16 protein-coding genes and 2 pseudogenes are annotated in these 24,269 nt (G+C 67.8%); 9 read left to right on the forward strand and 9 right to left on the reverse strand.

Going from position 1 to position 24,269, the window contains the following annotated elements:
- The first annotated feature begins 352 nt into the window (after positions 1–352).
- Positions 353–5,968 carry a GH92 family glycosyl hydrolase gene (locus ACQEXA_RS11495; RefSeq protein ID WP_433129647.1) on the forward strand — a complete coding sequence of 1,872 codons (5,616 nt, stop codon included), beginning with the start codon at positions 353–355 and terminating at the stop codon, positions 5,966–5,968.
- A 296-nt stretch (positions 5,969–6,264) separates the two neighbouring features.
- Here ACQEXA_RS11495 and ACQEXA_RS11500 read toward each other — a convergent pair whose 3' ends face one another.
- On the reverse strand, positions 6,265–6,873 hold the full coding sequence (locus ACQEXA_RS11500; RefSeq protein WP_432934963.1) for a hypothetical protein: 609 nt from the start codon (positions 6,871–6,873) through the stop codon (positions 6,265–6,267).
- 380 nt (positions 6,874–7,253) lie between these two features.
- Here ACQEXA_RS11500 and ACQEXA_RS11505 point away from each other — a divergent pair, with 380 nt between their 5' ends.
- Positions 7,254–8,885, forward strand: a complete 1,632-nt coding sequence (locus ACQEXA_RS11505; RefSeq protein ID WP_432934962.1) for an IS200/IS605 family accessory protein TnpB-related protein — start codon at positions 7,254–7,256, stop codon at positions 8,883–8,885.
- Here ACQEXA_RS11505 and ACQEXA_RS11510 read toward each other — a convergent pair.
- Together ACQEXA_RS11510 and ACQEXA_RS11515 are read right to left on the reverse strand one after the other, a co-directional pair.
- Positions 8,882–9,226 carry a hypothetical protein gene (locus ACQEXA_RS11510; protein ID WP_433129649.1) on the reverse strand — a complete coding sequence of 115 codons (345 nt, stop codon included), beginning with the start codon at positions 9,224–9,226 and terminating at the stop codon, positions 8,882–8,884. The two genes, ACQEXA_RS11505 and ACQEXA_RS11510, sit on opposite strands and share 4 nt — an antisense overlap.
- A 451-nt stretch (positions 9,227–9,677) precedes the next feature.
- Complete coding sequence (locus ACQEXA_RS11515; RefSeq protein WP_359393016.1) at positions 9,678–10,004, reverse strand: putative quinol monooxygenase; 327 nt, start codon at positions 10,002–10,004, stop codon at positions 9,678–9,680.
- A 166-nt stretch (positions 10,005–10,170) separates the two neighbouring features.
- On the opposite strand from ACQEXA_RS11515, the gene ACQEXA_RS11520 reads away from it, so the two are divergent.
- Both ACQEXA_RS11520 and ACQEXA_RS11525 read left to right on the forward strand, forming a co-directional pair.
- Positions 10,171–10,467, forward strand: a complete 297-nt coding sequence (locus ACQEXA_RS11520; RefSeq protein ID WP_432934960.1) for a hypothetical protein — start codon at positions 10,171–10,173, stop codon at positions 10,465–10,467.
- Between the two features lie 96 nt (positions 10,468–10,563).
- Positions 10,564–12,069 carry a S53 family peptidase gene (locus ACQEXA_RS11525; RefSeq protein WP_432934959.1) on the forward strand — a complete coding sequence of 502 codons (1,506 nt, stop codon included), beginning with the start codon at positions 10,564–10,566 and terminating at the stop codon, positions 12,067–12,069.
- 287 nt (positions 12,070–12,356) lie between these two features.
- Here ACQEXA_RS11525 and ACQEXA_RS11530 read toward each other — a convergent pair whose 3' ends face one another.
- The 4 genes from ACQEXA_RS11530 to ACQEXA_RS11545 all read right to left on the reverse strand — a co-directional run bounded on the left by ACQEXA_RS11530 (position 12,357) and on the right by ACQEXA_RS11545 (position 18,854).
- Entirely contained in the window at positions 12,357–15,416 is a 3,060-nt protein-coding gene (locus ACQEXA_RS11530) for an alpha-mannosidase (RefSeq protein WP_432934958.1), read from the reverse strand.
- Between the two features lie 218 nt (positions 15,417–15,634).
- Entirely contained in the window at positions 15,635–16,561 is a 927-nt protein-coding gene (locus ACQEXA_RS11535) for a carbohydrate ABC transporter permease (protein WP_433129651.1), read from the reverse strand.
- The gene (locus tag ACQEXA_RS11540; protein ID WP_433129653.1) at positions 16,561–17,484 is read right to left on the reverse strand and encodes a carbohydrate ABC transporter permease; all 924 of its coding nucleotides are present in this window, start codon (positions 17,482–17,484) and stop codon (positions 16,561–16,563) included. The genes ACQEXA_RS11535 and ACQEXA_RS11540 overlap by 1 nt, the downstream gene beginning before the upstream one ends.
- On the reverse strand, positions 17,484–18,854 hold the full coding sequence (locus ACQEXA_RS11545) for an extracellular solute-binding protein (RefSeq protein WP_433129655.1): 1,371 nt from the start codon (positions 18,852–18,854) through the stop codon (positions 17,484–17,486). Before ACQEXA_RS11545 ends, ACQEXA_RS11540 begins: the two co-directional genes overlap by 1 nt.
- A gap of 94 nt (positions 18,855–18,948) precedes the next feature.
- Between ACQEXA_RS11545 and ACQEXA_RS11550 the strand changes: the two genes are divergently transcribed.
- From ACQEXA_RS11550 to ACQEXA_RS11565, 4 genes and pseudogenes are all read left to right on the forward strand, one after another.
- Entirely contained in the window at positions 18,949–19,518 is a 570-nt protein-coding gene (locus tag ACQEXA_RS11550) for a TetR/AcrR family transcriptional regulator (RefSeq protein ID WP_432934955.1), read from the forward strand.
- Between the two features lie 274 nt (positions 19,519–19,792).
- Positions 19,793–20,166 (forward strand): annotated as a pseudogene (locus ACQEXA_RS11555) (cupin domain-containing protein).
- A gap of 132 nt (positions 20,167–20,298) precedes the next feature.
- Positions 20,299–20,547, forward strand: coding sequence for a hypothetical protein (locus ACQEXA_RS11560; protein ID WP_432934954.1), 249 nt, complete (start codon positions 20,299–20,301; stop codon positions 20,545–20,547).
- An 80-nt stretch (positions 20,548–20,627) separates the two neighbouring features.
- Complete coding sequence (locus tag ACQEXA_RS11565) at positions 20,628–21,827, forward strand: acyl-CoA dehydrogenase family protein (RefSeq protein ID WP_433129657.1); 1,200 nt, start codon at positions 20,628–20,630, stop codon at positions 21,825–21,827.
- Positions 21,828–21,988: 161 nt separating this feature from the next.
- Here the strand turns inward: ACQEXA_RS11565 and ACQEXA_RS11570 are convergent, their stop codons facing one another.
- Positions 21,989–22,168 carry a hypothetical protein gene (locus tag ACQEXA_RS11570; RefSeq protein WP_432934952.1) on the reverse strand — a complete coding sequence of 60 codons (180 nt, stop codon included), beginning with the start codon at positions 22,166–22,168 and terminating at the stop codon, positions 21,989–21,991.
- A 204-nt stretch (positions 22,169–22,372) separates the two neighbouring features.
- Here ACQEXA_RS11570 and ACQEXA_RS11575 point away from each other — a divergent pair, with 204 nt between their 5' ends.
- Entirely contained in the window at positions 22,373–23,395 is a 1,023-nt protein-coding gene (locus ACQEXA_RS11575) for an LLM class flavin-dependent oxidoreductase (protein WP_360998604.1), read from the forward strand.
- Positions 23,396–23,605: 210 nt separating this feature from the next.
- On the opposite strand, the pseudogene ACQEXA_RS11580 reads toward ACQEXA_RS11575, so the two are convergent.
- Positions 23,606–24,010 (reverse strand): annotated as a pseudogene (locus ACQEXA_RS11580) (ricin-type beta-trefoil lectin domain protein); the annotation flags it as partial.
- Positions 24,011–24,269: the final 259 nt, after the last annotated feature.

Genomic DNA, 24,269 nt, shown 5'->3' on the forward strand with positions numbered 1-24,269 from the left:
ACAACGTTGTCCGAGAGGGTCAGGCTGACCGCGATCTTTGGCTGGGTGTGCCCTTCCACGAGTTCGCCATCCCTTCATGGAGCTTCCGCATGGTTCAAGGTCTACGTACCAACTCACAGCAGTGGTCACGGCGGTTGCCGCACCCTTACGGCAACGCAACTGGCTCCGCGTCGCGCTGACCCGCCGTCGGAGCCGAACCGCTTCTTGAGTGCCGATCCAGGGTCGGCATGCGGCAAGCCCCCGAGTGCCCGTGAGGCGTACGCGCGATCCATCGCGGTCGATCGACCGCGGCCACCAGGTTCTCCGTCCCGTCCTTCGACGCTCTCGACCTCTATCGACGAAAGGCCCCGTTGTGTCTTACTCCCCCTTTGCTCGCCTTCTGTCCCTCCGAAGATGGGCCAGCGCGGCTATAGCCCTGTCGCTGCCGGTGGGCGTGCTCGTCGTCGCACCCGCGGCGAGCGCCGAGGCGCCGCCCGGCAACTTCAGCTCCTCGTTCGAGTCGGCCGACCCGCAACCCGCGACGAGCACCGTCGAGGTCGACGCGAACGGCAAGCCGATCCAGACGAACCTGAGCGGATCGAGCCCCTCCGGACTGCCCGGCAGCCTGCTCGACCAGGTGAGCGCTGTGACCGCGAGCGCCGAGAACCCGCCGGGCGAAGTCGCCACGAACCTCAAGGACGAAAATCCGTCCACCAAGTGGCTGGCGTTCGACAAGACCGGCTGGGTGGCCTACCGGCTGGCCAAGCCCGCGACGGTGGTGAAGTACTCGCTGACCTCCGCGAACGACGCGCCGGGCCGCGACCCCAAGGACTTCACCGTGCAGGGGTCCAACGACGGCAGCTCGTGGACCGACCTGGACACACGCACGGGGGTGAGCTTCAGCGGGCGGTTCGCCACCAACACCTACAGCTTCACCAACACGACCGCCTACAGCTACTACCGGCTGAACGTCACCGCGAACTCCGGTGACTCGATCGTCCAGCTCGCCGACTGGAACATCAGCGACGGCTCGAACGTCGTACCGCCGGCCACCCCGATGGTCAGCGTCGTCGGCGCCGGTCCGGTCACGGGCTACAACATGAAGTCAGGGGCCGGATTCACCGGAGTGGCTTCGCTGCGGTACTCGGGCGGCGCGCAAGCCGACGGTCGCTCGTACGCGACCAACAAGCTGTTCGACGTCAACATCTCGGTCGGACCGAAGACCCGGCTGTCGTACAAGATCTTCCCCGAGTTCACGGGCAAGGACGCTCAGTACCCGTCTACCTACGCGGCGGTCGACCTGCACTTCACCGACGGCAGCTACCTGAGCGGGCTTTCGCCTGTCGACCAGCACGGCTACGCGCTGACGGCCGCCGGGCAGGGCGCGTCGAAGGTGCTCTACGCCGACCAGTGGAACGCGGTCCAGTCCGACATCGGAGCGGTCGCGAACGGCAAGACGATCGACCGCGTCCTGCTCGCCTACGACGATCCCAAGGCAACCGCCTCGACTCGTTTCCAGGGCTGGCTCGACGACATCTCTGTGGCGGGCACGCCGACGTCGATCGACGGATCCAGCCTGACCAAGTTCGTCGACACGCGGCGCGGGTCCAACGCATCGGGCTCGTTCTCGCGCGGCAACAACCTGCCGATCTCGGCGATGCCGAACGGCTTCAACTTCTTCACGCCGGTCACCAACGCCACGTCCAACTCCTGGGAGTACGACTACCAGCAGGGCAACAACGCGGCCAATCTGCCCATGCTGCAGGGACTTGCGCTCTCGCACGAGCCCAGCCCGTGGATGGGTGACCGCAACCAGATGTCGGTCATGCCGGTGTCGGCCGGCGGTTCGCTCACCGGAGCGCCCAGCACCCGCGCACTCGCCTTCAGCCACAACGACGAGATCGCGCGGCCGGACCTCTACCAGGTCACTCTGCAGAACGGCCTGATCGCGCAGATGTCGCCCACCGACCACGGTGGGATCATGCAGTTCACCTTCCCGTCCGGAAAGGCCACCGGAAGCCTCGTCTTCTACAACGGCACGTTCTCCATCGGTACGGACGGTACGTTCAGCGGCTGGGTCGACAACGGCAGCGGTCTGTCAGCCGGTCGCAGCCGGATGTTCGTGTACGGCACCTTCGATCGCGCGCCGACGGCGTCCTCCGCCACGTCCGCCACGTTCGACACCTCCACGAGCTCGCAAGTGACGATGCGTATCGCGACGTCGTTCATCTCGGTCGACCAGGCTCACCGGAATCTCGACCTGGAGGTCACCGGTAAGAGCTTCGACCAGATCCACGCCGCCGCCACCGCTGCGTGGAACGACCGGCTCGGCCGGATCGAGGTGAAGGGCGCGACCGAGACGCAGAAGGTCACGCTGTACTCGAACCTCTACCGGCTGAACCTGTACCCGAACTCGCAGTCGGAGAACACCGGTACCGCCGCCGCGCCGCACTGGCAGTACGCGAGCCCGGTGTCGGCGCCGACCGGCACGTCGACCGCAACGCAGACCGGTGCGAAGGTCGTCGACGGGCAGATCTACGTCAACAACGGGTTCTGGGACACCTACCGCACCGTGTGGCCCGCGTACTCGCTGCTGTACCCGGACATCGCGGCCAAGATCGCCGACGGGTTCGTCCAGCAGTACCGCGACGGCGGCTGGATAGCCCGCTGGTCGTCGCCTGGTTACGCCGACCTGATGACCGGCACGAGCTCGAACGTCGCGCTGGCCGAGGCCTACCTCAACGGCGTCAAGGTGCCCGACCCGCTCGGCGCGTATGACGCGGCGGTCAAGGACGCGACCGTCGCGTCCGGGCGCAGCGAGGTCGGCCGCAAGGGCATCGAGAAGGGGCTGTTCCTCGGCTACACGCCGACCTCCACCGGCGAGTCGGTGTCGTGGGCGCTCGAAGGATTCATCAACGACTACGGCATCGGGAACATGGGCGCGGCCCTGGCCAAGGACCCGGCCACACCGAAGTCGGAGCGCAAGCGGCTCAAGGAGGAGTCGCAGTACTTCCTGGAGCGTGCCCGCAACTACGTCAACCTCTTCGACACGAACACGAACTTCTTCGAGGGACGAGCGGCCAACGGCAAGTTCCTCGCCGGCGACCCCAGGGACTGGGGCGGCGTCTACACCGAGACCGACGGGTGGAACTTCGCGTTCACCGCGCAGCAGGACGGCCAGGGCCTGGCCAACCTGTACGGCGGCCAGAAGGCACTGGAGCAGAAGCTGGACCAGTTCTTCGCCACCCCGGAGAACGCCGACAGGCCCGGCGGCTACGGCGGCACGATCCACGAGATGCTCGAGGCGAGTGCGGTGCGCATGGGCCAGCTCGGCATGAGCAACCAGCCGTCGCATCACATACCGTACATGTACGACTATGCGGGTGCGCCGTCCAAGACGCAGGCGATCGTGCGGGAGATCCTGCAGCGCCTCTACGTCGGCGACGAGATCGGCCAGGGCTACCCGGGTGACGAGGACAACGGCGAGATGTCGTCGTGGTACATCCTCAGCTCGCTGGGCATCTACCCGCTTCAGGCCGGCTCCTCCAACTGGGCCATCGGTTCACCGCAGTTCGCCCAGATGACCGTCCACCGCGACAGCGGCGACATCGTCGTCAACGCGCCGGACAACAGCACGAAGAACGTCTACGTGCAGAGTGTGAAGGTCAACGGCAAGACGCAGCAGGGGGTGTCCATCGACTCGTCCGTGCTCGACCATGGCGGCACGCTCGACTTCCAGATGGGCCCGAAGCCGTCGTCCTGGGGCACCGGCAAGAACGACGCACCTTCGTCGCTGACCAAGGGCAACGAGGTGCCCAAGCCGTTGCAGGACACCACGGGCCCCGGCCTCGGCACCGCGACCGCGAGCGACGGGCAGGACGCGTCGAAGCTGTTCGACGACTCGTCGACCACGCAGATGACCTTCACCGACGGCACTCCGCAGGTGAACTGGGTTTTCCGCAGCGGTAAGCAGATGCCGTCGTACTACACCCTCACCTCGGGGGCGAATGGGGGCGACCCGACAGACTGGAAGCTGCAGGGCTCCAACGACGGGATCACCTGGACCACCGTCGACTCCCGCAAGGGCGAGGTCTTCTCGTCACGCGGCCAGACCCGGCCGTTCAGGATCGGCAATTTGGGGAAGTTCGCACAGTTCCGCCTGGTCGTGAACAAGACCCTCGGCGCCGCGCAGACGAACCTCGCCGAGGTCGAGTTGCTCGCCGGCGGCGATGTCCAACTCGGTGGCGGCGCCATCGCGGTCTCCGCGGCGAGCAGTGTGCACGCGACGTCCGGCGCCGCGGTGTCGATGCCGCTGGCGACTGTCACCGGAGGCACCGCGAGCAGCTACCAGGCCACGATCAACTGGGGTGACGGCTCGCCGGCCACGGCAGGCACCCTGGACCTGAGCTCCCGGGGCGTGTACAGCGTCAGCGGCTCGCACACCTACGACAAGCCGGGTTACTACCAGGCCAGTGTCACGGTGAGCGACGGCGCCGGCCAGGGCTCGGGAACGGTGGGCGTCGACGTCGGCTACGCGCCGAGTTCCAGCCTCACCGCGGCATTCGACACCGTGTGCATCGGAGACGAGGGCGTCCTCGCGGCGAACTGCGACAGCAAGTCGTGGGCGTACTCGCGTGCCGCTCTTGAGGCGGCGGGCGTGACCCAGGGCCAGGAGCACGAGGTACCTGGAACGGCGCTGCGCTTCACGCTGCCGACGGTTCCGGCGGGACAGCCGGACAACGCGACCGGCAACGGCAGCACGATCGCCCTCAACCTGCCGGATGACGCGAAGAGCATCTCGTTCATCGGCGCCGGAACGCAGGGCAACCAGAGCACCACCGGCACGGCGACGTTCAGTGACGGCAGCACCGCCGCCATCCCGATCCAGATGAGCGACTGGACGCTGGGCGGCAACGCCAACGGCACGCCGTCCTACGGCAACATCGTCGTCGCCAAGGCCGCGTACCGACTGCTCGGCACGAGCCGGGACGGCGCCCAGCCGTTCCTGTTCGCCACCACGCCGTACCAGATCCCGGCGGGCAAGAAGCTGGTCTCGGTGACCCTGCCGACGCAGACCGGCGACCCGGGCTCGGCGGGCCGGATCCACGTGTTCGCCATCGCCCATGACGGCACGCCGGACGCCAAGCTGGCGACCACCGCCCCCAAGGACCAGACGGCCACGCCGGGGAAGGCCCTCTCGGCGGACCTCGGTTCGGTGACCGGTGGCGTCCCGGGCTCGACGGGCTACCAGGCCCGCGTCCAGTGGGGTGACGGCACGGTTCCGGATGACGCCACGGTCGACTCGTCCGGGGCGATAAGCGGACAACACACGTACGTGCAGGAGGGCGCGTACACGGTGCACGTCACCACATGGGACACACTCTCGAGCAGTACCGAGACGTTCACCGTGACCGTGGGCAAGGCGAGCTTGCAGCCGTCGATCTCGGCGTCGGCATCCGGCACCGTCTCCGCCGGTGACTCGATCACCATCAACGGCAGCGGGTTCGCCGCCGGCGAGCAGGTGACCGTCAAGCTCGGCACCAGCCCGGCCCGCACCTTGACGGTCGCGGCCACAGCGGAGGGAGCGGTACACGCATCGATCGCCGCGTCCGATGACGCGCAGCCAGGCCGGTACGCCATCACCGCAGCCGGTAAGTCCTCGCGGACACCGGCGACGGCAACCGTCCAGGTGACCGAGGAGCCGGCAGCGCCGGCGTACCAACCGCAGGTGCTGCTGTCGACCACCTCGGGACCGCGCGGTACGGCGATCACCGTCAATGGTTCCGGGTTCGAGCCGAACGAAGCAGTGACGATCAGATTCGGTAACGGCCTCGCCTCCATCACCGTGCACGCGAATGGTGACGGCGTCATCTCTGCCGCGACCATCAGTGTTCCGGGGACAGCGAAGCCGGGTTCGACCAGCATCACGCTGGCCGGCGCTGATTCGGCGACTCATGTCCGACTGCCCTTCACGGTCAGCCGGCACTGAGCCGAGGTAGTTCAAAGAACACCGGTGGGCGGGGCCGTAACCACGGCCCCGCCCACCGGCGTCTTCCCATCCCGCATACAGGTTGCTGTCATAGCGCCCTGACAGACTGCCCGCCATGGACACCGAAGCGTTCTGGCGCATGCTCGACGCGGCGAATGACGGGGACAAGCCACTCGCCGTCGCCGACCACCTGTCGCCCCTGCCACTCCACTGTCCGAACACCCCGCGTCGGCAGGGCGGACGCGATCTCGGACTCGGTGACGTCGTAGTCCGACGGAACACCCCGCGTCCACGACTCACGTACGGGAGACCGTCCCGCAAGCCTTGCTGCGATCCTGGTCGAGATCCTTGCTGCGGTCGTAGGGGTCGGTCGTAGGACCGGTGGGCGGCGCGCCCGTGGGCTGCTGCGAGTCGAACTGCGGGTGCAAATAGCCGTCGTAGATCTGGCAGGCGGAGTTGCCAGCGTCCTCGTCGCAGCGGAGGAGGCTCAGCTTGCCAGGGGAGATCTGGAAGTGCGCGGGGTTGGGCAGTTCCAGGTCGACGACGCGCCGCACGATGGTGCGAGTGACCTCGTCGGTCCCCGGCCGCACCAACGGGTACACGAAGGTGTAGTCGGCGTGCACGACCAGGGATCCGCGATTGGCCGTCCCGAAGGTCATACGACCGCGGGTCCTGACCACGCCGCCGACGAGCCGCGCCTCGTCCGGGTCGAAACGGCTGAACAGCGCCAGCGGATCGTGTTTCTTGTCCGGTGCGCGCAACGAGGCGTCGAGGTGGTCGAGCAGGTCCGGCTGGCGTGGACCGAGCACGCCGAGCGCCGCCTCGGGCCGCTGACCGCGCAGGGTGCCGGGGCTGAGATTGGCGTCGATCAGCAGTGTCTTGCTCTGCTGCAGCGCGCGCTCCACCTGCGACTCGGAGAACGCACCGGACGGCGTCGCTTTCGCAAGGACGATACCTGCGGCCCCGTCGGCCCACCGCTGGGCCGGGGATCCGGCGAACGGCCGCTCACGGGTGGGCGTGTCGGACGCGACGGAGGAGGGCGGGGCGGTGGGAGCCGCGGTCTCCGGGGGCAGCTGCGGCGCCGTGTCCGCGGCCGCCTCGCCGGTGCCGAAAGGGTGGCGAACTGGTCGTTTTCGGACGTGCAGGAGTGTGTGTGAGTGTGCAGGAGCATGTACGGGTTGGTGGTGTTGTAGCGCGCACACGTCATATTGCGGGCACTGATGTCAGTGCCCGCCCGTATCGTTCTTCCTGTTGCCGATCAAGCGTGGTGGAGGGGAGTACATCGATGCCTGACGTGTCGTTACGCACGATCGCTGCTCCCTTCGTGGCCGTTGGCCCGTCGGGCGTGGCGATCCGGACCCGTCTGGGCCACTTGAGCGCCGAGGACGAGGAGGTGTTGCGCCTGGTGGGCGCCCATCTGGGCTCGCTGGCCTCGAAGGACCTCAAACGCCGGTGCGCTGATGGTCTGGAGCACTCCGCGGAGAGGTGGGCGGAGCGTAAGCGGGCCCTGACAGGGGAGTCTTCGTCGCGTTGGGCCGGGAGTATTACCAAGGCCACGCATGATCAGTGGGCGCTTGCGCGGCGTGCCCAAAGCGCGCACATCGAAAGCCTTCAGGCGGGCGTGCGGACGATCGCGCACCGCCTGTCCCTGCCGATCGGGGAGAAGGGTAGTGGGCGGGCGCCGGGCGGCTACCGCAGCGCACGAGAGTGGTTCGCCAAGTCCCGGCGCCTGCAGGTCCTTCAAGACCGGCTCAGTGCCGAGCAGGCCGACCACGCCGTGGGCCGGGTCCGGGTGGTGCGCGGCGGGAAGCGGCTCGCGGGCATGCGGCACCACCTCAAGGCCGCCCAGCTCACGCAGGCCCAGTGGCGGCAACGCTGGGAAGCATCGCGCTGGTTTGTGCAGGCGGACGGGGAATCGGGCAAGCGGTACGGGAACGAGACGATCCGCGTCACCCCGGACGGCGAAGTCTCCCTCAAGCTCCCCGCCCCACTCGCACACCTGGCAAACGACAAACACGGGCGCTATGTCCTGTCCACGGCTGTGACGTTCCATCACCGCAGCGACGAGTGGGCCGACCGCATCACCACGAACCGGGCCGTGGCCTACCGCATCCACTACGACACAGACCGCGCCCGCTGGTACCTCACCGCCTCCTGGACCATCCCGCCCATCAAGACCGTTCCCCTGTCCCACGCCCGCACAGGCGGTCTGGTCGGCGTCGACACCAACGCCGACCACCTCGCCGCCTGGCGGCTGGACGAGCACGGCAACCCTTGCGGCCAACCGCGCCGGTTCTTCTACGACCTGTCCGGCACGGCGAACCATCGTGATGCCCAGGTACGGCATGCACTGATCCGGCTCCTGCACTGGGCCCAACGCCACGACCTGTCGATCGCGATCGAAGACCTCGACTTCAGCGCGGACAAGACCCGGGAGAAGCACGGGCGCCAGAAGCGGTTCAGGCAGGTGATCTCCGGCATGCCCGTATCCACGCTGCGGGCCCGGCTCGTCAGCATGGCGGCCGAACTCGGCATCACCATCATCGCCGTCGACCCCGCCTACACCAGCAAGTGGGGCGCCCAGCACTGGCACAAGCCCCTTTCCGGCAAGAACCGCAAGACCACCCGTCACGATGCTGCGAGCATCGCGATCGGCAGGCGCGCCCTGGGGCACCGCATCCGGCGACGGACGGCACCGCCCCCACACGACCAGAGCGATCGTGTGGGGCATCGGACCGTCCAGGCCGGACACGGCACCCGCGGGCGTGAGGAAACCCGCCCCCGCATCCTTGGACCACGGACACGATCCGTGTCGCCGGACGCGGCGCGAACGCGGGCGACCAGTGCATCCACAACCGTTCGGGATGCGCCAGTTGACCAGGATTGGGTACAAGACTCACTCCTGCTCACTGACTAGGAACGGTCGCCGGGAATCAGGGACGGCTTGATCGCCACGACGGCGAGGGCAACGGCGAGGGGAACGCCGACGATGCCCCACCACCGCCGGCGGCGAGCCGCGCGGCCCTCCATCTCCTGCCAGGCGGGGCCGGTACGCCAGCCTTCGGGCTGCCATGATTGGTCGGCGGCGGCCCTGCCGCCGCTCCTGCTCCACCGGCGCTTCTTGGAGTCCTGGCGGGCGGCCTCCTCGTCCCTCTGCCGCAGCCGCTCGGTCACCAACCGCGCCCGCGCGGACGGCTCCTTCGGTGCGGAGGAGGCACGTATGTCCCGCTCGCTGTCCCGGACGAACTTCTCCCACACGTCGTCCGGTATGGACGAGGACGCCCCGGTACCGGAACCGGACCCGAGCTCAGACGTGGACTCGGGTTCCGGTCTGGCTTCTTCGGATGGCTTGTCAGCCACGATGCTGTGTGCTTTCTCTCGTTCGGCTGTCGGCGGTTGATCGTACGGCAGCGCCGCCGGGTTCCCGAAGGGGATATCGACGTCCGGACGAGCTGGGGTGTTATGAGTTGGCAGCGTGCGTGCGAGGGCAACTACAAGCGCCCCAAAGCGTTCTGATGATCGGAGACCCGGGGACCCACTGATAAGCCTTCTGCACCTCGCTCACCGCCCCGGCCTCCCGCAGACAAACCATTGCAGGGCCTCATGACGCGGCAACGAGGGTGTCTTGGCCAGAGGTAGGCCAAGACACCCTCGTTCCGGTCCAGGGAGAACGCGGCCGGCGCATTTCCCCTCCCCCTCCGCGACTCCGTCAGCCCTGGACGGCCATCTCACCGAGCAGGGACCAGTCATCCTGCTCCAGCACCGCGTTGACGATTCGTGGCGTCTCGACCAGATAGGGCGGCAGGGTCTGCTGTGCCGACTTGAAGTGGTCGGACTGGACATGCGCGGCACCGGCGTCGCCGTCCCGGAACGCCTCGACGAGCACATACTCGGTCGGATCGTCGAGGCTGCGCGACCAGTCGAACCAGAGACAACCGGGCTCACTGCGCGTGGCCTCCGTGAACTCCCGCGAGATCTCAGGCCACCTCTCCGCGTGCTCCGGCTTGATCCGGAACTTGGCCGTGATAAAGATCATTTCACGCTCCTTGATCGCATTTGATCTTCGTCCATCGTAGGACGGCGACCATCTGGGGCCAGCGCGATGCGCCTGAAATTCGAGGTTTGAATATCTTGGTGAGTTTCGGTGGTCACGGCGAGGACGACGACCTCGGCGGTGCCGACGGCGACACGGCCTGGAGTCGGTGACGCACATCGTCAAGTGGCCAGGGCTGCACATCGTCAAGGCGAACGGCGACCCGGTCGCCACCACCTTCCAACTCAACTACCTGTCGGCGGCCGGGACTCTGCTGCTCATAGCCGGACTGATCAGCATGGTGTTGATCCAGATCAGGCCGCGCCGCGGCCTCGCGTCTACGGACGCACCCACCACGCCGCAGCACCGCGCAAGGGGTCGGACGCGCCGGCACCGCCGCACAACGGTCCAGCCGAATTTTTTGATCGTTGTTGACAGGACGACCCTTTCCGTCCGACAACCGTGAGGGATAGCCTCGCCCCCGTCCGCAACCCCTGTGCCACCACCCCCCACCTGAGGGGCGGACACGCAAGTCCCCTTTCGATCTCAAGAGAGGACTCTGATGGCACGCAGCATCAGACGATGGCTGCTCGCGGGGGTGGGCACCCTCAGCCTCGCAGCGGCAGGCGCCGTACCCGTCAGTAGCGCTGCCCACCAGGCAACCTATCCGCAAGTACGGCCAACCGTGGCCGACTACACGCAGCTGACGACCAGCCAGACTCCACCGACTCAGTCCCAGTGCGCGTCGGTGCGACGTCGCTGCTTCACCCCCCAGGGCGTCCAGGCGGCCTACAACGTAGGCCCGCTGCACGCGGCCGGAAACGATGGCCGCGGTCAGACGATCGCCATCGTCGACGCCTACGGCAGCGACACCATGGCCCACGACCTGCACGTCTTCGACCAGGCATTCGGCATCGCATCGATGTGCGGCGAAGAGAGCGTCACCTGTGCGCCCGGCATGCCGACCTTCAGCGAGCTTCACCTGCAGGGCTCGCCCGCCACCAAGGCACCCCCGTCCACGAGCAACAGCCCCGGGCAGGAGGACAAGAGCGCGTGGGCGCTGGAGGTGGCTCTCGACGTCGAGACCGCCCACGCCATGGCACCCGGCGCCAACATCCTGCTGGTCACCACGCCCACCGCCGAGACCCTCGGGGTGCAGGGCTTCCCGCAGATGATGGCTGCCGAGCAGTACGTCGTCGAGCACCACCTCGCGACCGTCATCTCCCAGTCGTTCGCCTCCGCGGAGGGCGCCTTCCACAACGCCCAGTCGCTGGAGAACCTGCGCGATGCCTACAAGGCAGCGGCACAGAACGGTGTCACCGTTCTCGGCTCGTCAGGTGACAGCGGAAGCGTGGGCTCGCTCAAGGCGCCTGTGGGCAAGGGCGGATCGACGCTCACCGATCCCGCCGTCGAGTGGCCCGCGTCCGACCCGCTGGTCACCGGAGTCGGCGGCACGAACCTGTGCACCGACCCGGGTGCCACCAGCGGCAGGGTCGTCGACAGCGTCTCCCCGCCGGGAGCCTGCCAGAAGGCGCCCGGCCAGTCGGAGATCTCCTGGCTCGGCTCCGGTGGCGGCTACAGCAGCGTCTTCGCCAAGCCGGACTACCAGTCGGGCGCGCTGCCGGCCGGCAGCACCTCCATCGGCGCGATGCGCGGCGTTCCGGACATCTCCCTGCAGGCGAGCCCGTCGACGGGAGCCCTGGTGTACTTGTCCCTCCCGCCCGACGGCCTGAGCGGGCTGAAGTGCGGCAGCGCACCGTGCAGCACGGGCTGGTACGACATCGGCGGCACGTCGCTGGCGTGCCCCGAGTGGGCGGGCCTGGTCTCCATCGCCGCCCAGATCAACCACGGTGGACTCGGACTGATCAACCCGGCTCTGTACAAGCTCGCCTCGAACCCGGCCACCTACGCGGCGGACTTCAACGACGTCACCGTGGGCAACAACATCACCGACACCTCGGTCCCCGGCTACTCGGCCACCGCAGGATGGGACCCCGTCACCGGGCTGGGCACGCCGAACGCGGCGAAGCTCCTGCCTGACCTCGTCAGCGCCGTCCACGGCAGCTGACCCTTCGATACACCAAACGGGCGTCCCGCCGCCGGCCTGGCGGCGGGACGCCCGCGGTTGTTGCCGCGCCTGCAGGAGTGCAGGTCGTTCAGAGCGCAGACGATGCTGTGGGGCTCGTACCGTCATCGCTGCACGTGGGAGCCTGCGTGCCGGGCCTCCGGCGGTGGCTGGGATGCTGCACGGAGATCACCTGCGCCGGGACACCGCGAGGACAGCGCCAGCGATGTCCGTGATCCCTGCCGCGATCTTGGTGCCGCCGATGTCGATCCCGGCCACCAGGGTGGGCTTCACCGCAATCCACGTACGCTCAGCCGCAAGGTGACGATCTGGAACGGACGTAGCGCCAACTGGATCCCCTCGCCTGTGACTTCGTAGGCTCCGGGCTCGTCCAGCGGGCGTTCCAGCAGGTCCGTGGAGATGGCCGATTCCAGCTCGAACCCGGTGACCAGCCGTGCCCGGGCACGACCGCCGTGGGCTTCGTAGATCCGGACGACGACATCGCCCGAGAGGTCGTCGGCGAGCTTGACCGCCTCGATCACGACCGCCTCGTTGTCCACGGAGACCAGCGGAGCGACCTGTGCGGTGCCGGGGAGGGTCCGCTCGGGCAGGTTGAGGTGGTAGCCCTCGCGCACCGCGTCGGCGATGTCCGAGCCGATCACGAACGCGTACCGCAGCCGGTGACTGCCCTGGTCGGCCTCGGGGTCGGGGAAGCGCGCCGCACGCACCAGCGACAGCCGGACGGTGGTGGTGGTACCGCCGTCGGCACGCATGTCGCGGGTCACGTCATGGCCGTACGTCGAATCGTTGACCAAGGCCGCTCCCCAGCCGCGTTCACCGACGTGCAGGAAGCGGTGGGCGCAGATCTCGAACTTGGCCGCGTCCCAACTGGTGTTGGTGTGCGTGGGCCGCTGGACATGGCCGAAGGGGATCTCGGCGCTGGAGTGGTCGGCGCGCACATCGAGCGGGAAGGCGGCCTTGAGCAGCTTCTCCGTCTCGTGCCAGTCGATGCGCGTGTCGATGTCCAGGCGGCGGGCACCGGCGCGCAGGCTGAGCCGCTGCTCGACACGTGAGGCTCCGAAGGTCCGTACGACGTGCACGGCCGAGCCGGTGCTGTACACCTCGTCCGCGTCCGTCAGGTCGCGCACCGAATTGCGGTAGAAGGCTTCGATGTCCCAGGCGTCGTACTGATTGGGGAAGTCCTGGTGCAATTGGAGCAGGTTCGCGACGCTCCCGGGTGCGAGGGCCTCCCGCTCGGCGACGAGGTCGTAGGCGGAGGTCACCAGGCCGCGGGCGTCGATCGCGATGCGCACCAGGCCGTTGTCCAGGACGAAGCCGGCGCCCTCGCCGGCCGAGGGAGCGACCGCGTCGGTGTCCGCGGCGGCCTCCCGGGGCGCGGCTGCGAACGCGGCGATGCCGCCGCGGGCGTGCGGTGCGCCGTTGAACACCACCACGCTGTCGTCGGAGGCGGGCCCGGCCAGGGCACGCTGGGCCGTGTCGATCAGCCCGTTCAGCTCTTCGGTGACCTCGGCGTAGGTCTGCTCGGCCTCCTGGTGGACCCAGGCGATGGAGGAGCCCGGCAGGATGTCGTGGAACTGGTGCGTCAGCACGATCTTCCACAGCCGGTCCAGGGCCTCGTACGGGTACGGTGCCCCACTGCGCACCGCGGCGGTCGCGGCCCACAGCTCTGCCTCCCGCAGCAGATGCTCACTGCGCCGGTTGCCCTGCTTGGTGCCGAGCTGGCTCGTCAGGGTGCCTCGATGGAATTCCAGGTAGAGCTCGCCGACCCAGACCGGCGCGTCGGGGTATTCGGCATGGGCCTGGGTGAAGAAGTCGGCCGGCTTCTCGATGGCGATCCGGGCAGAGCCCTCCAGGTCGGCGAGCCGGGCGGCACGCGCCAGCATCTCCCGGGTGGGGCCGCCACCGCCGTCCCCGTAGCCGAAGGGGATCATGGAGCGGTTCGCGGCGCCCTTGTCCTGGAAGTTGCGGACGGTGTGGGCGATTTCCGCACCGGACAGTTCGCTGTTGTACGTGTCGACGGACGGGAAGTGGCTGAAGATGCGCGTGCCGTCGATGCCCTCCCACCAGAAGGTGTGGTGCGGGAACTTGTTGGTGGTGTTCCAGGAGATCTTCTGGGTGAGGAACCAGCGGACACCCGCGAGCTTCATCAACTGCGGCAGCGCCGCGTTGTAGCCGAAGGTGTCGGGCAGCCACATCTCCTCGGTCTCGACGCCGAACTCGTCGAGGTAGAAGCGCTTGGCGTGCACGAACTGGCGGGCGAGCGACTCACCGCCGGTGATGTTGGTGTCGGGCTCCACCCACAGGCTGCCGGTGGGCAGGAACTGCCCCGTTTTGGCCTTCTCCACCGCTCGGGCATACACCTCGGGGCGGGACTCCTTCAGCCAGGCCAGTTGCTGGGCCTGGGACATCACGAAGCGGAATTCCGGGTGGTCGTCCATCAGCGCCGTGACGTTGGAGACCGTACGGGCGACCTTGCGGACGGTCTCGCGCAGGGGCCACAGCCACGCGGTGTCGATGTGGGCGTGTCCGATCGCCGAGACGCGGTGCGCACTGGCGTGCGCGGGCGCGGCCAGAGCCGGGACCAGAACCCGGCGGGCGGCGGTGGCGCTGCCGCTGATGTCCTGCAGGTCGACGACGTCCATCGCGCGGTCGAGGGCCTTGAGGATCTGCCAGCGCCGCGGGGACTCCAGCGGCAGCTCACGCATCAGCTGGGACAGGACCTCTATGTCCTGCACGAGCTCCCACACCTCCTCGTCGAAGACGACGAGGTCCATCCGGCTGAGCACGTACTGGGGTTCACCGGTCGGGGCGTTCTCGTCGAGGAGCCAGGCCGCCCGGTCCCCGGCCCGCGTGGGGAGGAACTCGTTGCCCCAGGGCGGCAGGATGAGCGGGTTGGCGGCGGCCTCGATGAAGTACGTGAACGTCTCGCCGCCGGCCGCGGGCGCGGCGATCGGCACGTGCGTGTTGCGAGGGTTGAGTGCCTTGACCGCGCTGCCGTCCGGCCGGTAGATGAGCCCTTCGGCGGACATTCCCGGCGAGATGGTGTCGAAGCCGAGGTCCAGGATCGCCTCGACGGTTCGTCCGGCCCACTCCTCGGGAACGGTGCCGCTGACCTTGAACCATCGGGTGGCCCACGCGGGTCCCCACGGCTCACCGATCCGCGTGGGCCGGTAGGTCGCCGCCAGACCGATTTCGACCGGGACCGGTTCGCCGGGTACGTCCCACACTCCGACGTCGAGCGCGACGGACCGGGCGTGGACCGCGGGCCGGATGCGCTGGTTCAGCACCCGGTCGACGCGCCGCTCTGTGACTTCACGCTCGTCATGCAAGGTCATGCTCCGTTCATCTGGTAAGTCGCACTTCATGGCAGTGCTGTACGCGCTGCTCAGCGGGAATCCGGCCGCTCGGGCGCGCGGCGAGTTCGACCCGCGCCGTCACCGCTGGCCGTGCACGAACTGGTCCTGGATCACCTCGCGGCAAAGACTGATGGCCCCCTCGTTCTGGTCGTGCTCACCGACCGGGAGCAGAACGAACTCGGTCCGGCTCATCAGCCCTTGAGGGCTCCGCCGAGTGCGAACCCGCCGCCGAGCTTGCGGGCGAGCAGCAGGTAGAGCATCACGACAGGAATGCAGTAGAGGATCGAGAAGGCGGACAACTGCCCGTACTGGCTCGAGGAGTGGGAACTGAGGAAAGTGAAGACGCTGATCGACGCCGGGAGCTTCTCGGGGGACAGCAGCAGTGCGAAGGGGACGAAGAAGTTGCCCCACATCCCGATGAAGGTGAAGATCGTCACCACGGTGACGCCCGGCCACATCAGCGGCAGCACCACGCGCCACAGCACCTGCATGGTGTTGGCCCCGTCGATCCGGGCGGCCTCCTCCAGCACGATCGGCACCCCGTCCATGAAGCTCTTCATCAGCCAGATGCCGAACGGAAGCGCCGACGCCGCCAGGAACAGCGTGGTGGCCGGGATCGAGTCGATGAGGTTCACCTGCACGAACATGCTGTACACGGGGATCATGACCGCCGTGATCGGCAACCCGGTGGAGAACAGAATCGTGTAGAGGAACGGCCGCCGCATCCGCGAGCGGTAGCGCGACAGCGGATAGGCGGCCAGGATCGAGCACACCACGCACAGCAGGGTGCCCCCGCCGCACAGCACAAGGCTGTTGAGCATGGGCCGGAACGTGGTGTCCACGTTCAGCACCGCGTCGAAGTTGTCCAGCGTGAACGGCGAGGGCAGCGAGAGCTGGAAGGTGGCGTGGGCGTTCACCGATGCCAGCACCATCCACAGCAGCGGCAGGACGTACACGAGCGAGATGGCGAGCAGCACGGTGTTGGCGGCGATGCGGCCGAGGCGGGAGCGGCGTGCGCGGCTGGAGGCGGGCAGGATCGTGACGGGCATCGTGTCCCGGCCGGCCGCCTTCGTCGTGGAGGCGGCACCGGGGGTGCCGGGGGCGTCGGTCAGGGCCATCAGGAGTCCTCCAGCTTGAGAATCCGGACGTAGATGGCGGAGAACAGCGCACCGACCACGAGCAGGACAAGGGCGATGGCCGTTCCGTAACCGATGAGGCTGTTCTGGAACGCCTGCCGGTACATGAAGATCGGCAACGTCTCGCTCTTGTTGCCCGGTCCGCCACGGGTCATGGTGTAGATCAGCCCGAAGACGGAGAGGGTCTGGAGCGTGATCAGCATCAGGTTGGTCGTGATGGTGCGGCGGATGACCGGCAGGGTGATCAGCCGCAGCCGCTGCCAGGGGCCCGCGCCGTCCATCTCGGCGGCCTCGACCAGCTCCCGCGGGACGTCGTTGAGAGCGGCGGTGTACACCATCATCGAGAACGCCGTCCCCCGCCAGACGTTGGCGAGGCACACGGCCAGGATCGGCAGATTGACGAGCCAGTCCTGCTGCGGCAGGTGCAGAGCCGAGAGGATGGCGTCGAGGGTGCCCTGGTCGTAGAAGAACGCGTACATCAGGTAGCCGGAGACCACCTCGGGCAGGACCCAGGCGGCGATGACGACCGTGTTCGTCACTGCCTTGACCGGCTTGGAGGCCTTCTCCATCAGGACGGCCAGGGCCAGACCAAGCGTGTTCTGCCCGATGACGGCGGATCCGACGGTAAACACCACGGTCAGTACGACCGAGTTGATGAAGTCGGGATCCGCGAAGGCCCGGCTGAAGTTGTCCAGGCCCACGAACTGACTGGTGGAGGCGCCCGTGAGCTGGAGGTTCGTGAACGCATAGTAGATGCAGTAGGCGATGGGACCCGCCATGAAGACCAGCAGCAGGACGACCGAGGGAAGTACAGGTAGCCCGCGCAGCATGTTCCGCACGAGGGCCGGGGCCTGCCCGGCCGACGTCCTGGGACGACGGCCGGGGGCCTGTGTTGCCGCACTCATCACGAGCCCTTGACCGTGCTGCCACTACCGACGGCGGCCGCGACCTCGTTGTCGTACGCGGACGCGGCCTTCTCGACCGAGCTCTGTCCGCTGGCCACGGCCTCCATGGCCTTCTGGGTGGCGGTGGAGACCTGGTTGTACGCGGGCAGGCTGGGCCGGTAGAAGGTGTCGGGGACCAGATCGGTGAAGAACTTGTTGCTCGGCAGGCCCTTGATGTAGGCCGGGTCGGCGGCCACGTCCTTGCGCACCGGGATCTGGGCGTTCACGACGTCCCACTTGGCCGCGGCGGACTCCGTCTGGATGGACTTGAGGAACTTGAAGGCCAGGTCGGGGTTCTTGGCCTTGGCGGGAATGGACCAGGCGAAGCCGCCCGACATGCTGATCTTGCCACTTCCCTGGCCGTGTTGGGTCGGCATCGGCGCCACACCCATCACCGAGCTCCACTCCTTCCACGGCGCGCCGCCGGACGGCAGCCAGTTGTTCGGCATCCATGAGCCGTCGATGTCCATCGCGAGCTTGCCCTGGGGCAGCAGTTGCGTACCGACGGTGTCGCTGAAGTTGGCCCCGAGCGCCTGCTGGAGCGAGGGACCGAGGCCTCCGCCGTAGACGCTGTGGACGAAGTCGAGGGCGTCCTTGAAGCCCTGACTGCCCGTCACCCACTTCTTCTTGGTCCAGTCGTACTGGGAGTCGCGGGCGGCGGGCGTGCCGTACAGGAGCATCTCCATGCCCTGCATGGAGGACGCCTCGCCGCTGGCGACGCTGCTGTAGAGGTTCAGCGGGGCGACGCCGGGGACCTTGGCCTTGACCTGCTTCGCGGCGGCCAGCACGTCGTCCCAGGTCTTGGGCTGCCACGGGACCGATATGCCGGCTTTGGCGAAGATCTGCTTGTTGTACCAGATCCCGCGGGTGTCGGTGCCGTCCGGCACCCCGTAGGTCTTGCCGTCCGAGAAACCCTTGACCGAGCCCTTGGAGACGTCCTCGAACTGCGCCCAGTCGGACCACGTGGAGACGTAGGGGTCCATCGGCTTGAGCAGGCCGGCAGCGATGTCGGAGTTGATGACCGCGGTGTCCTCGTAGACCAGGTCGGGTGCCGTGGCCGGGGACTTCATCAGCAGGTCGATCTTGGTGAAGTAGTCGCTGTCGGAGGCCGTGACGGGCACCAGCCGGACATGGGTGCCCGGGTTGGCCTTCTCGAACGCCTTGACCATCGGGGCCAGGTAGTTCGCCTGGACCTTGTTGCCGTTGTTCGGATTCTGCTTGTAGACGACCTTGATCGTCTTGGAGGCGCTCCCGGAGGAGCTACTGCAACCCGTAACAGCCATGGCAGTGGCGACCGTGATGGCCGCACCGATGAAAAGCCTAGAACGCACTGCAATCCTCCGAAGGGGTGAATCCGTTAACGTACCGATCGGAACATATATCCGTGGGTGGACCATACGCGTACCGATCGGTACAGTCAAAGGTGTGCCTCGCCCCTTCAATGCCGAAAAGCGTGCCGAGCTGCTGAAGCAGGTTGTGCAGTACCTCGAACACCACGGCCTCGCGCAGATGTCGCTGAGCCCGCTCGCGGAGGCCATCGGCACGACCAAACGCATGCTTCTGTACTACTTCGGCAGCCGCGAGAACCTGCTGGCCCAGGCGCTGGCCGCCAGCCGTCCCGACGCCCACGCAATGTTCGACGACGTCCACGACACCGCCGGGCTGCGCGAGGGCGCCCATGCCCTGTGGGAAGCGATGACCGTCGGGGAGCAGGCCGGGCCGGTCCGCATGCTGCTGCAACTGCTCAGCCTGGCCGCCACCGACCCGGAGCAGTACGGCGACCTCGCAGCGGACACCGTCGAGGTCATGCTCGGACCCATCGCCGCCGCCTACGTCCGGCTGGGTCACCCGCCGGAGCAGGCGCGGGCAGGGGCCACGATGCTCCTGTCCGGCCTGCGCGGACTGTGCCAGGACCGCTTGGTGACCCACGACGTGACCCGCACCGACGCGGCCGCTCACCACCTCATCGAGCGCGCAGTCGCCGCGTCCGGCTGAGATCGCCGCGCATGCCTGCGTAGCGCTGCGAAAGCGCAGGGCGAGTCACAGATACAGGTCGTGCCTTGTCTTGATTGCGGAGCAAGTTGTGTGAACCCGGAATCGACGAACGCGGTCACCGCCGAACGAGGGGTCGGTACACCGGCCCAGGAGGCGGTGGGCGACGCGAGATCATTCGTTCCGGGCGGTCCTACGGAGGTGCAGCACAGTGCCGGAGAGCAACTCAGAGGACGGGACTGCCGAGCAGGAGAGGCCCGCGGCGTTCGGACTCAAGATGCCGGCGGACGTCAAGCCACGCTTCATTCCCGAGGGCGCTTCGGGGATGACCGTCCTCGTCGAGTGGCCTCCTGGTGACCCCGGGACTGCTCCCCACCGCCACTCCGGGCCGTGTTTCGGCTACGTGATCGAGGGCGCGATCCGGTTCGAGCGCGAGGGTGAGCCGGAGCACGTGATCAAGGCCGGTGAGACGCGGTATGACCGGGCGGTGACGTGATCCACCACCAGAACGGCACGGCCCTGTCGGACGCGCCGACCAAGTTCGTCGTGACCATGCTGTGCGCGCCGGGCCAACCGAGGCTCACTCTTGTCGACGAGGAGGGACTGGAGAAGCGGGCCCACCTGCGCGCCCCGCGTCCCTCCGCAGGCTGACCCGCGAGTTCGATGGTCCTAAAGGCCGCGCGGCACGTGCTGCTTCTGAGCTCGTCGCCGGCGATTCCGGCGACTTCATAGCCAAGCCGCAGGACGCGAGGCGGATCCTGATCGGCTACGCGTTCCCCCCACGTGATCCCGCTGGTCGAGGTTGCGCCGGGCGAACGCACCGGTGAGGACGCCGTCCAGGCGGCGGTGGACTTCTGCTCCTCCGTCGGCCGCACCCACGTCGACGAACGCAAGGAGATCCCCGGGTTCTTGGGCACGCCACCCGGCAGGACCGACCCTCGGCCGACCGTCGATGAGCCCCGGGCAGCGGCAACAGCTCGCGAAGCCCGTGGCGAAGGGCTCAGGCCCTTGCATGTGCGCAGTCCTCGCTGAAGAACGCGACCGCAAGCAGCTCGCCGTGCAGTTCGCACGCAACAGCACAGCCAAGCACGCCCGCACGAAGGAGAATTGAAATGAGCACTATCGTCCCGCTGGAAGATCACCTGGCCGCGGACTTCTACCACTACGAGTCGCTGCTCCCGGAAGAGGAACGCAAGATCCTCCTGAAGGCCCGCGCCCTGATGAAGGACGAGATCAAGCCGCTGGTGAACGACCACTGGGCCAAAGGCGAGTTCCCCGAGGAACTGATCGAGAAGTTCCAAGGAAGCGGCCTGGCCGCGCTGGCCTACGAAAGCTACGGCGAGCACCAGCCGGCGGTCAGCCACCTGCTCAGAGGCATGCTGGCGATGGAGCTGGCCCGCACGGATGCCTCGGTCGCCACCTTCTTCGGCGTCCACGACGGACTCGCGTTCTACTCCATCTACTCGGGCGGGGACCAGGAACAGCGCGACCGGTGGCTTCCCCGGATGGCCACCATGGACAAGATCGGCGCGTTCGCGCTCACCGAGCCCCTGGGTGGCTCCGACGTCTCCGGCGGCATGCGCACCACTGCCCGGCGTGAGGGCGACACCTGGGTCCTCAACGGGGCCAAGAGGTGGATCGGCAACGCCACCTTCGCCGACTACGTCGTGGTGTGGGCGCGGGACGTCGACGACAACCAGGTCAAGGGATTCGTCGTCGAGAAGGGCACGCCGGGGTTCAGCCCGGAGAAGATCGAGGGCAAGATCGCACTGCGGATCGTGGAGAACGCCGAGATCACTCTGACCGATGTCCGGGTGCCGGAGGCGAACCGGCTGCAGAACGTCCATTCTTTCCGGGACGTCGCAGAGATCCTGCGCGCCACCCGCAGCGGGGTCGCCTGGGAGTCGCTGGGCCTCATGACCGGCGCGTATGAACTGGCCCTGGACTACGCCAAGAAGCGCATGGCGTTCGGCCGTCCGATAGCGAAGTTCCAGATGGTGCAGGACCTGCTCGTCAAGAGCCTGGGCAACATCACCGCGTCCTGGGGCATGTTGGTGCAACTCGCACGGCTGCAGGAGGCCGGCATCTTCCGTGACGAGCACTCCTCTCTGGCCAAGAGCTTCGTCACCTCGCGGATGCGGGAAGTCGTCGCCTGGTGTCGCGAGATCTTCGGCGGCAACGGCATCCTGCTGGACTACGGCATTGCACGGTTCTTCGCCGACGCCGAGGCTCTCTACTCCTACGAAGGCACACGCGAGATGAACACCCTGATCGTCGGCAAGTCGATCACCGGGCAGAGCGCCTTCGTGTGAGGGGCCGCCGCCGTCCCGGTCCGCCGCGGCAGGCCGGGACGGCGACGGAAGGCGCAGCGCTCGTCTTCGTGGCCCTGTATCCGGGGCCGGGCGGAGCCCTGCCGGCGGGCAGGCAACGACCCGGATACGCCGCGGGCTTTGCCTGCGAGGTGCCACCACGGCTATGGATCGATCACGAGACGTTCCATCAGATCGTCGCGGAGGGCGAACTGATCGCGCAGGTCGACTGTGCCGCCGGAGAAGGTGCAAGCGTGGTCGGCGGGCGAGGTGCCGGGGCCGGGCGTCTCCAGAAGACCGTCCGGTTCCAAGTGAGCCTGCCACGCTGTCAGCAGGCGGATCACCGCACCGGCCGGCACCCCGACGCGTCAGCGCGGAGGCCCGGCCGACGGGCAACCCGACGATGCGATCGCCTCGGCGGCATCCTCCACGAGTACGCACATGCCGCATGACCAGGCCGGATGATGTATCCGTACCCGCACGGTCGGCCTGGTCACAGCGTGCCGACGTCGGGAATCAAAAGTGGTCGCCCGACGCTTTGAGCGTGCGTGAAGAAGATAGGTTTCCTCTCGTTCGGCCACTGGTCGCCGAGTGCGCACTCCAAGACCCGGTCCGCCGCCGACTTCCTGCACCAGTCCATCGACCTGGCGGTCGCAGCCGAGGAGCTCGGCGTGGACGGTGCGTACTTCCGCGTACACCACTTCGCGCAGCAGGCGGCCAGCCCGTTCCCGCTGCTCTCGGCCATCGGTGCACGGACCTCGAAGATCGAGATCGGCACCGGCGTGATCGACATGCGCTATGAGAACCCGCTGTACATGGCCGAGGACGCCGGTGCTGCCGACCTCATCTCCGGCGGCCGGCTGCAACTCGGCATCAGCCGTGGATCACCGGAACAGGTCATCGACGGCTGGCGATACTTCGGTTACACCCCCGCCGAGGGCGAGACCGGCAGTGACATGGCCCGCCGGAACACCGAGGCCTTTCTCAAGGTGCTCGAGGGCAAGGGCTTCGCGCAGCCGAACCCGCGGCCGATGTTCCCCAACCCGCCGGGGCTGCTGCGCATCGAGCCGCACTCCGAGGGACTGCGCGAGCGGATCTGGTGGGGCTCCGGCTCGAACGCGACCGCCGTCTGGGCCGCAAAGCTGGGGACGAACCTGCAGAGCTCCACGCTGAAGGACGACGAGACGGGCGAACCGTTGCACGTCCAGCAGCGCAAGCAGATCGAGGCGTACCGCGAGGCGTACAAGGAGGCAGGCCACGCGCGAGAGCCGCGCGTGTCGGTCAGCCGCAGCATCTTTGCCCTGACCGACGACCTGGACCGGGCCTACTTCGGCCGCGACCGCAACTCGCGCGACCAGATCGGCATGATCGACGACACGACCAGGGCGATCTTTGGACGCTCGTACGCCGCCGAGCCGGACGTGCTGGTGAAGCAGCTCCAGGAAGACGAGGCCATCCAGGCCGCGGACACCCTGCTGCTGACCATCCCGAACCAGCTCGGGGTCGACTACAACGCCCATGTGCTGGAGAGCATCCTCACCCACGTGGCACCGGAGCTCGGCTGGCGCTGAGTGTGCTGCCGGCCTGCGCGCGGTGCGGGCCGGCACGTCACTACCCACTTCGCCGACAGAGACCCGTCTAGGCGGCGCGAGGGGCACACGAGGCCCGGCCGGGCCCGATGGGCTCGGCCGGTAGTGATGCGGCTGCCCGAGCGGGAGCACAGGACCCGCGGGCCCCCACCCGCGTTCACGCCTCGGGCAGCCGGGAGCCGTGGCAACGCTTCAGGAAGGCAGTGTCCACTGCTGGTTGACGGTGCCGGCGCAGCTCCAAATCTGCAGCCGGGTCCCGTTGGCCGAACTGGGTCCGGTCGCGTCCAGGCACTTTCCGGACTGCGGGTTGACCAGCGCGCTGCCGGACTTCTGCCAGACCTGCGAGCCGGTGCCATTGCAGTCGTAGAGCTGGACCTTGGTGCCGTTGGCGGTGCCGGCTCCGGTGACGTCCATGCACTTGCCGAGCCCTCGCAGGGTCCCGTCGCTGCCCACCGTCCAGTTCTGGGCGTTGGTGCCGTTGCAGTCGTACAACTGGACCGCGGTGCCGTTGGCGGTGCCGGCGCCCGCGATGTCCACGCACTTGCCGACGTACCCGGACCGGATCGGCCCGGAGGCGTCCCCCGGGGGAGGCGTGCTCGTGTCACCGACCCAGTTCGTCGCCGCGGCCGTGCCCACCGCGTCGATTTCGGGCGGAAGATTCTTGGGGCTCGCCTCCTCGCGGTGGTCCGTTCCAGGAGACTCGCCGACGTCTACCCAAATCCGCCGGAGCGAGGAGCCGACCCCGGACGAACCGGCGACCCGGACAATGGAATCGCAGAATCCCCTTATTTTCGTTCGCCTTTTCACCATTCGACCGTGGGTGCCGTTGGTGGGCTTGCCAGATGGGTCTGCCGGT

The sequence above is a fragment of the Streptomyces sp. CA-106110 genome (assembly GCF_050936285.1).
Lineage (GTDB): Bacteria > Actinomycetota > Actinomycetes > Streptomycetales > Streptomycetaceae > Streptomyces.

What these genes read in the sequence shown, in the direction of transcription:
- ACQEXA_RS11505 (WP_432934962.1), top strand. Translation starts at nt 7,254, where the DNA reads ATGCCTGACGTGTCGTTACGCACGATCGCTGCTCCCTTCGTGGCCGTT.
- ACQEXA_RS11515 (WP_359393016.1), bottom strand. Translation starts at nt 10,004, where the DNA reads ATGATCTTTATCACGGCCAAGTTCCGGATCAAGCCGGAGCACGCGGAG.
- ACQEXA_RS11525 (WP_432934959.1), top strand. Translation starts at nt 10,564, where the DNA reads ATGGCACGCAGCATCAGACGATGGCTGCTCGCGGGGGTGGGCACCCTC.
- ACQEXA_RS11535 (WP_433129651.1), bottom strand. Translation starts at nt 16,561, where the DNA reads ATGGCCCTGACCGACGCCCCCGGCACCCCCGGTGCCGCCTCCACGACG.
- ACQEXA_RS11540 (WP_433129653.1), bottom strand. Translation starts at nt 17,484, where the DNA reads ATGAGTGCGGCAACACAGGCCCCCGGCCGTCGTCCCAGGACGTCGGCC.
- ACQEXA_RS11565 (WP_433129657.1), top strand. Translation starts at nt 20,628, where the DNA reads ATGAGCACTATCGTCCCGCTGGAAGATCACCTGGCCGCGGACTTCTAC.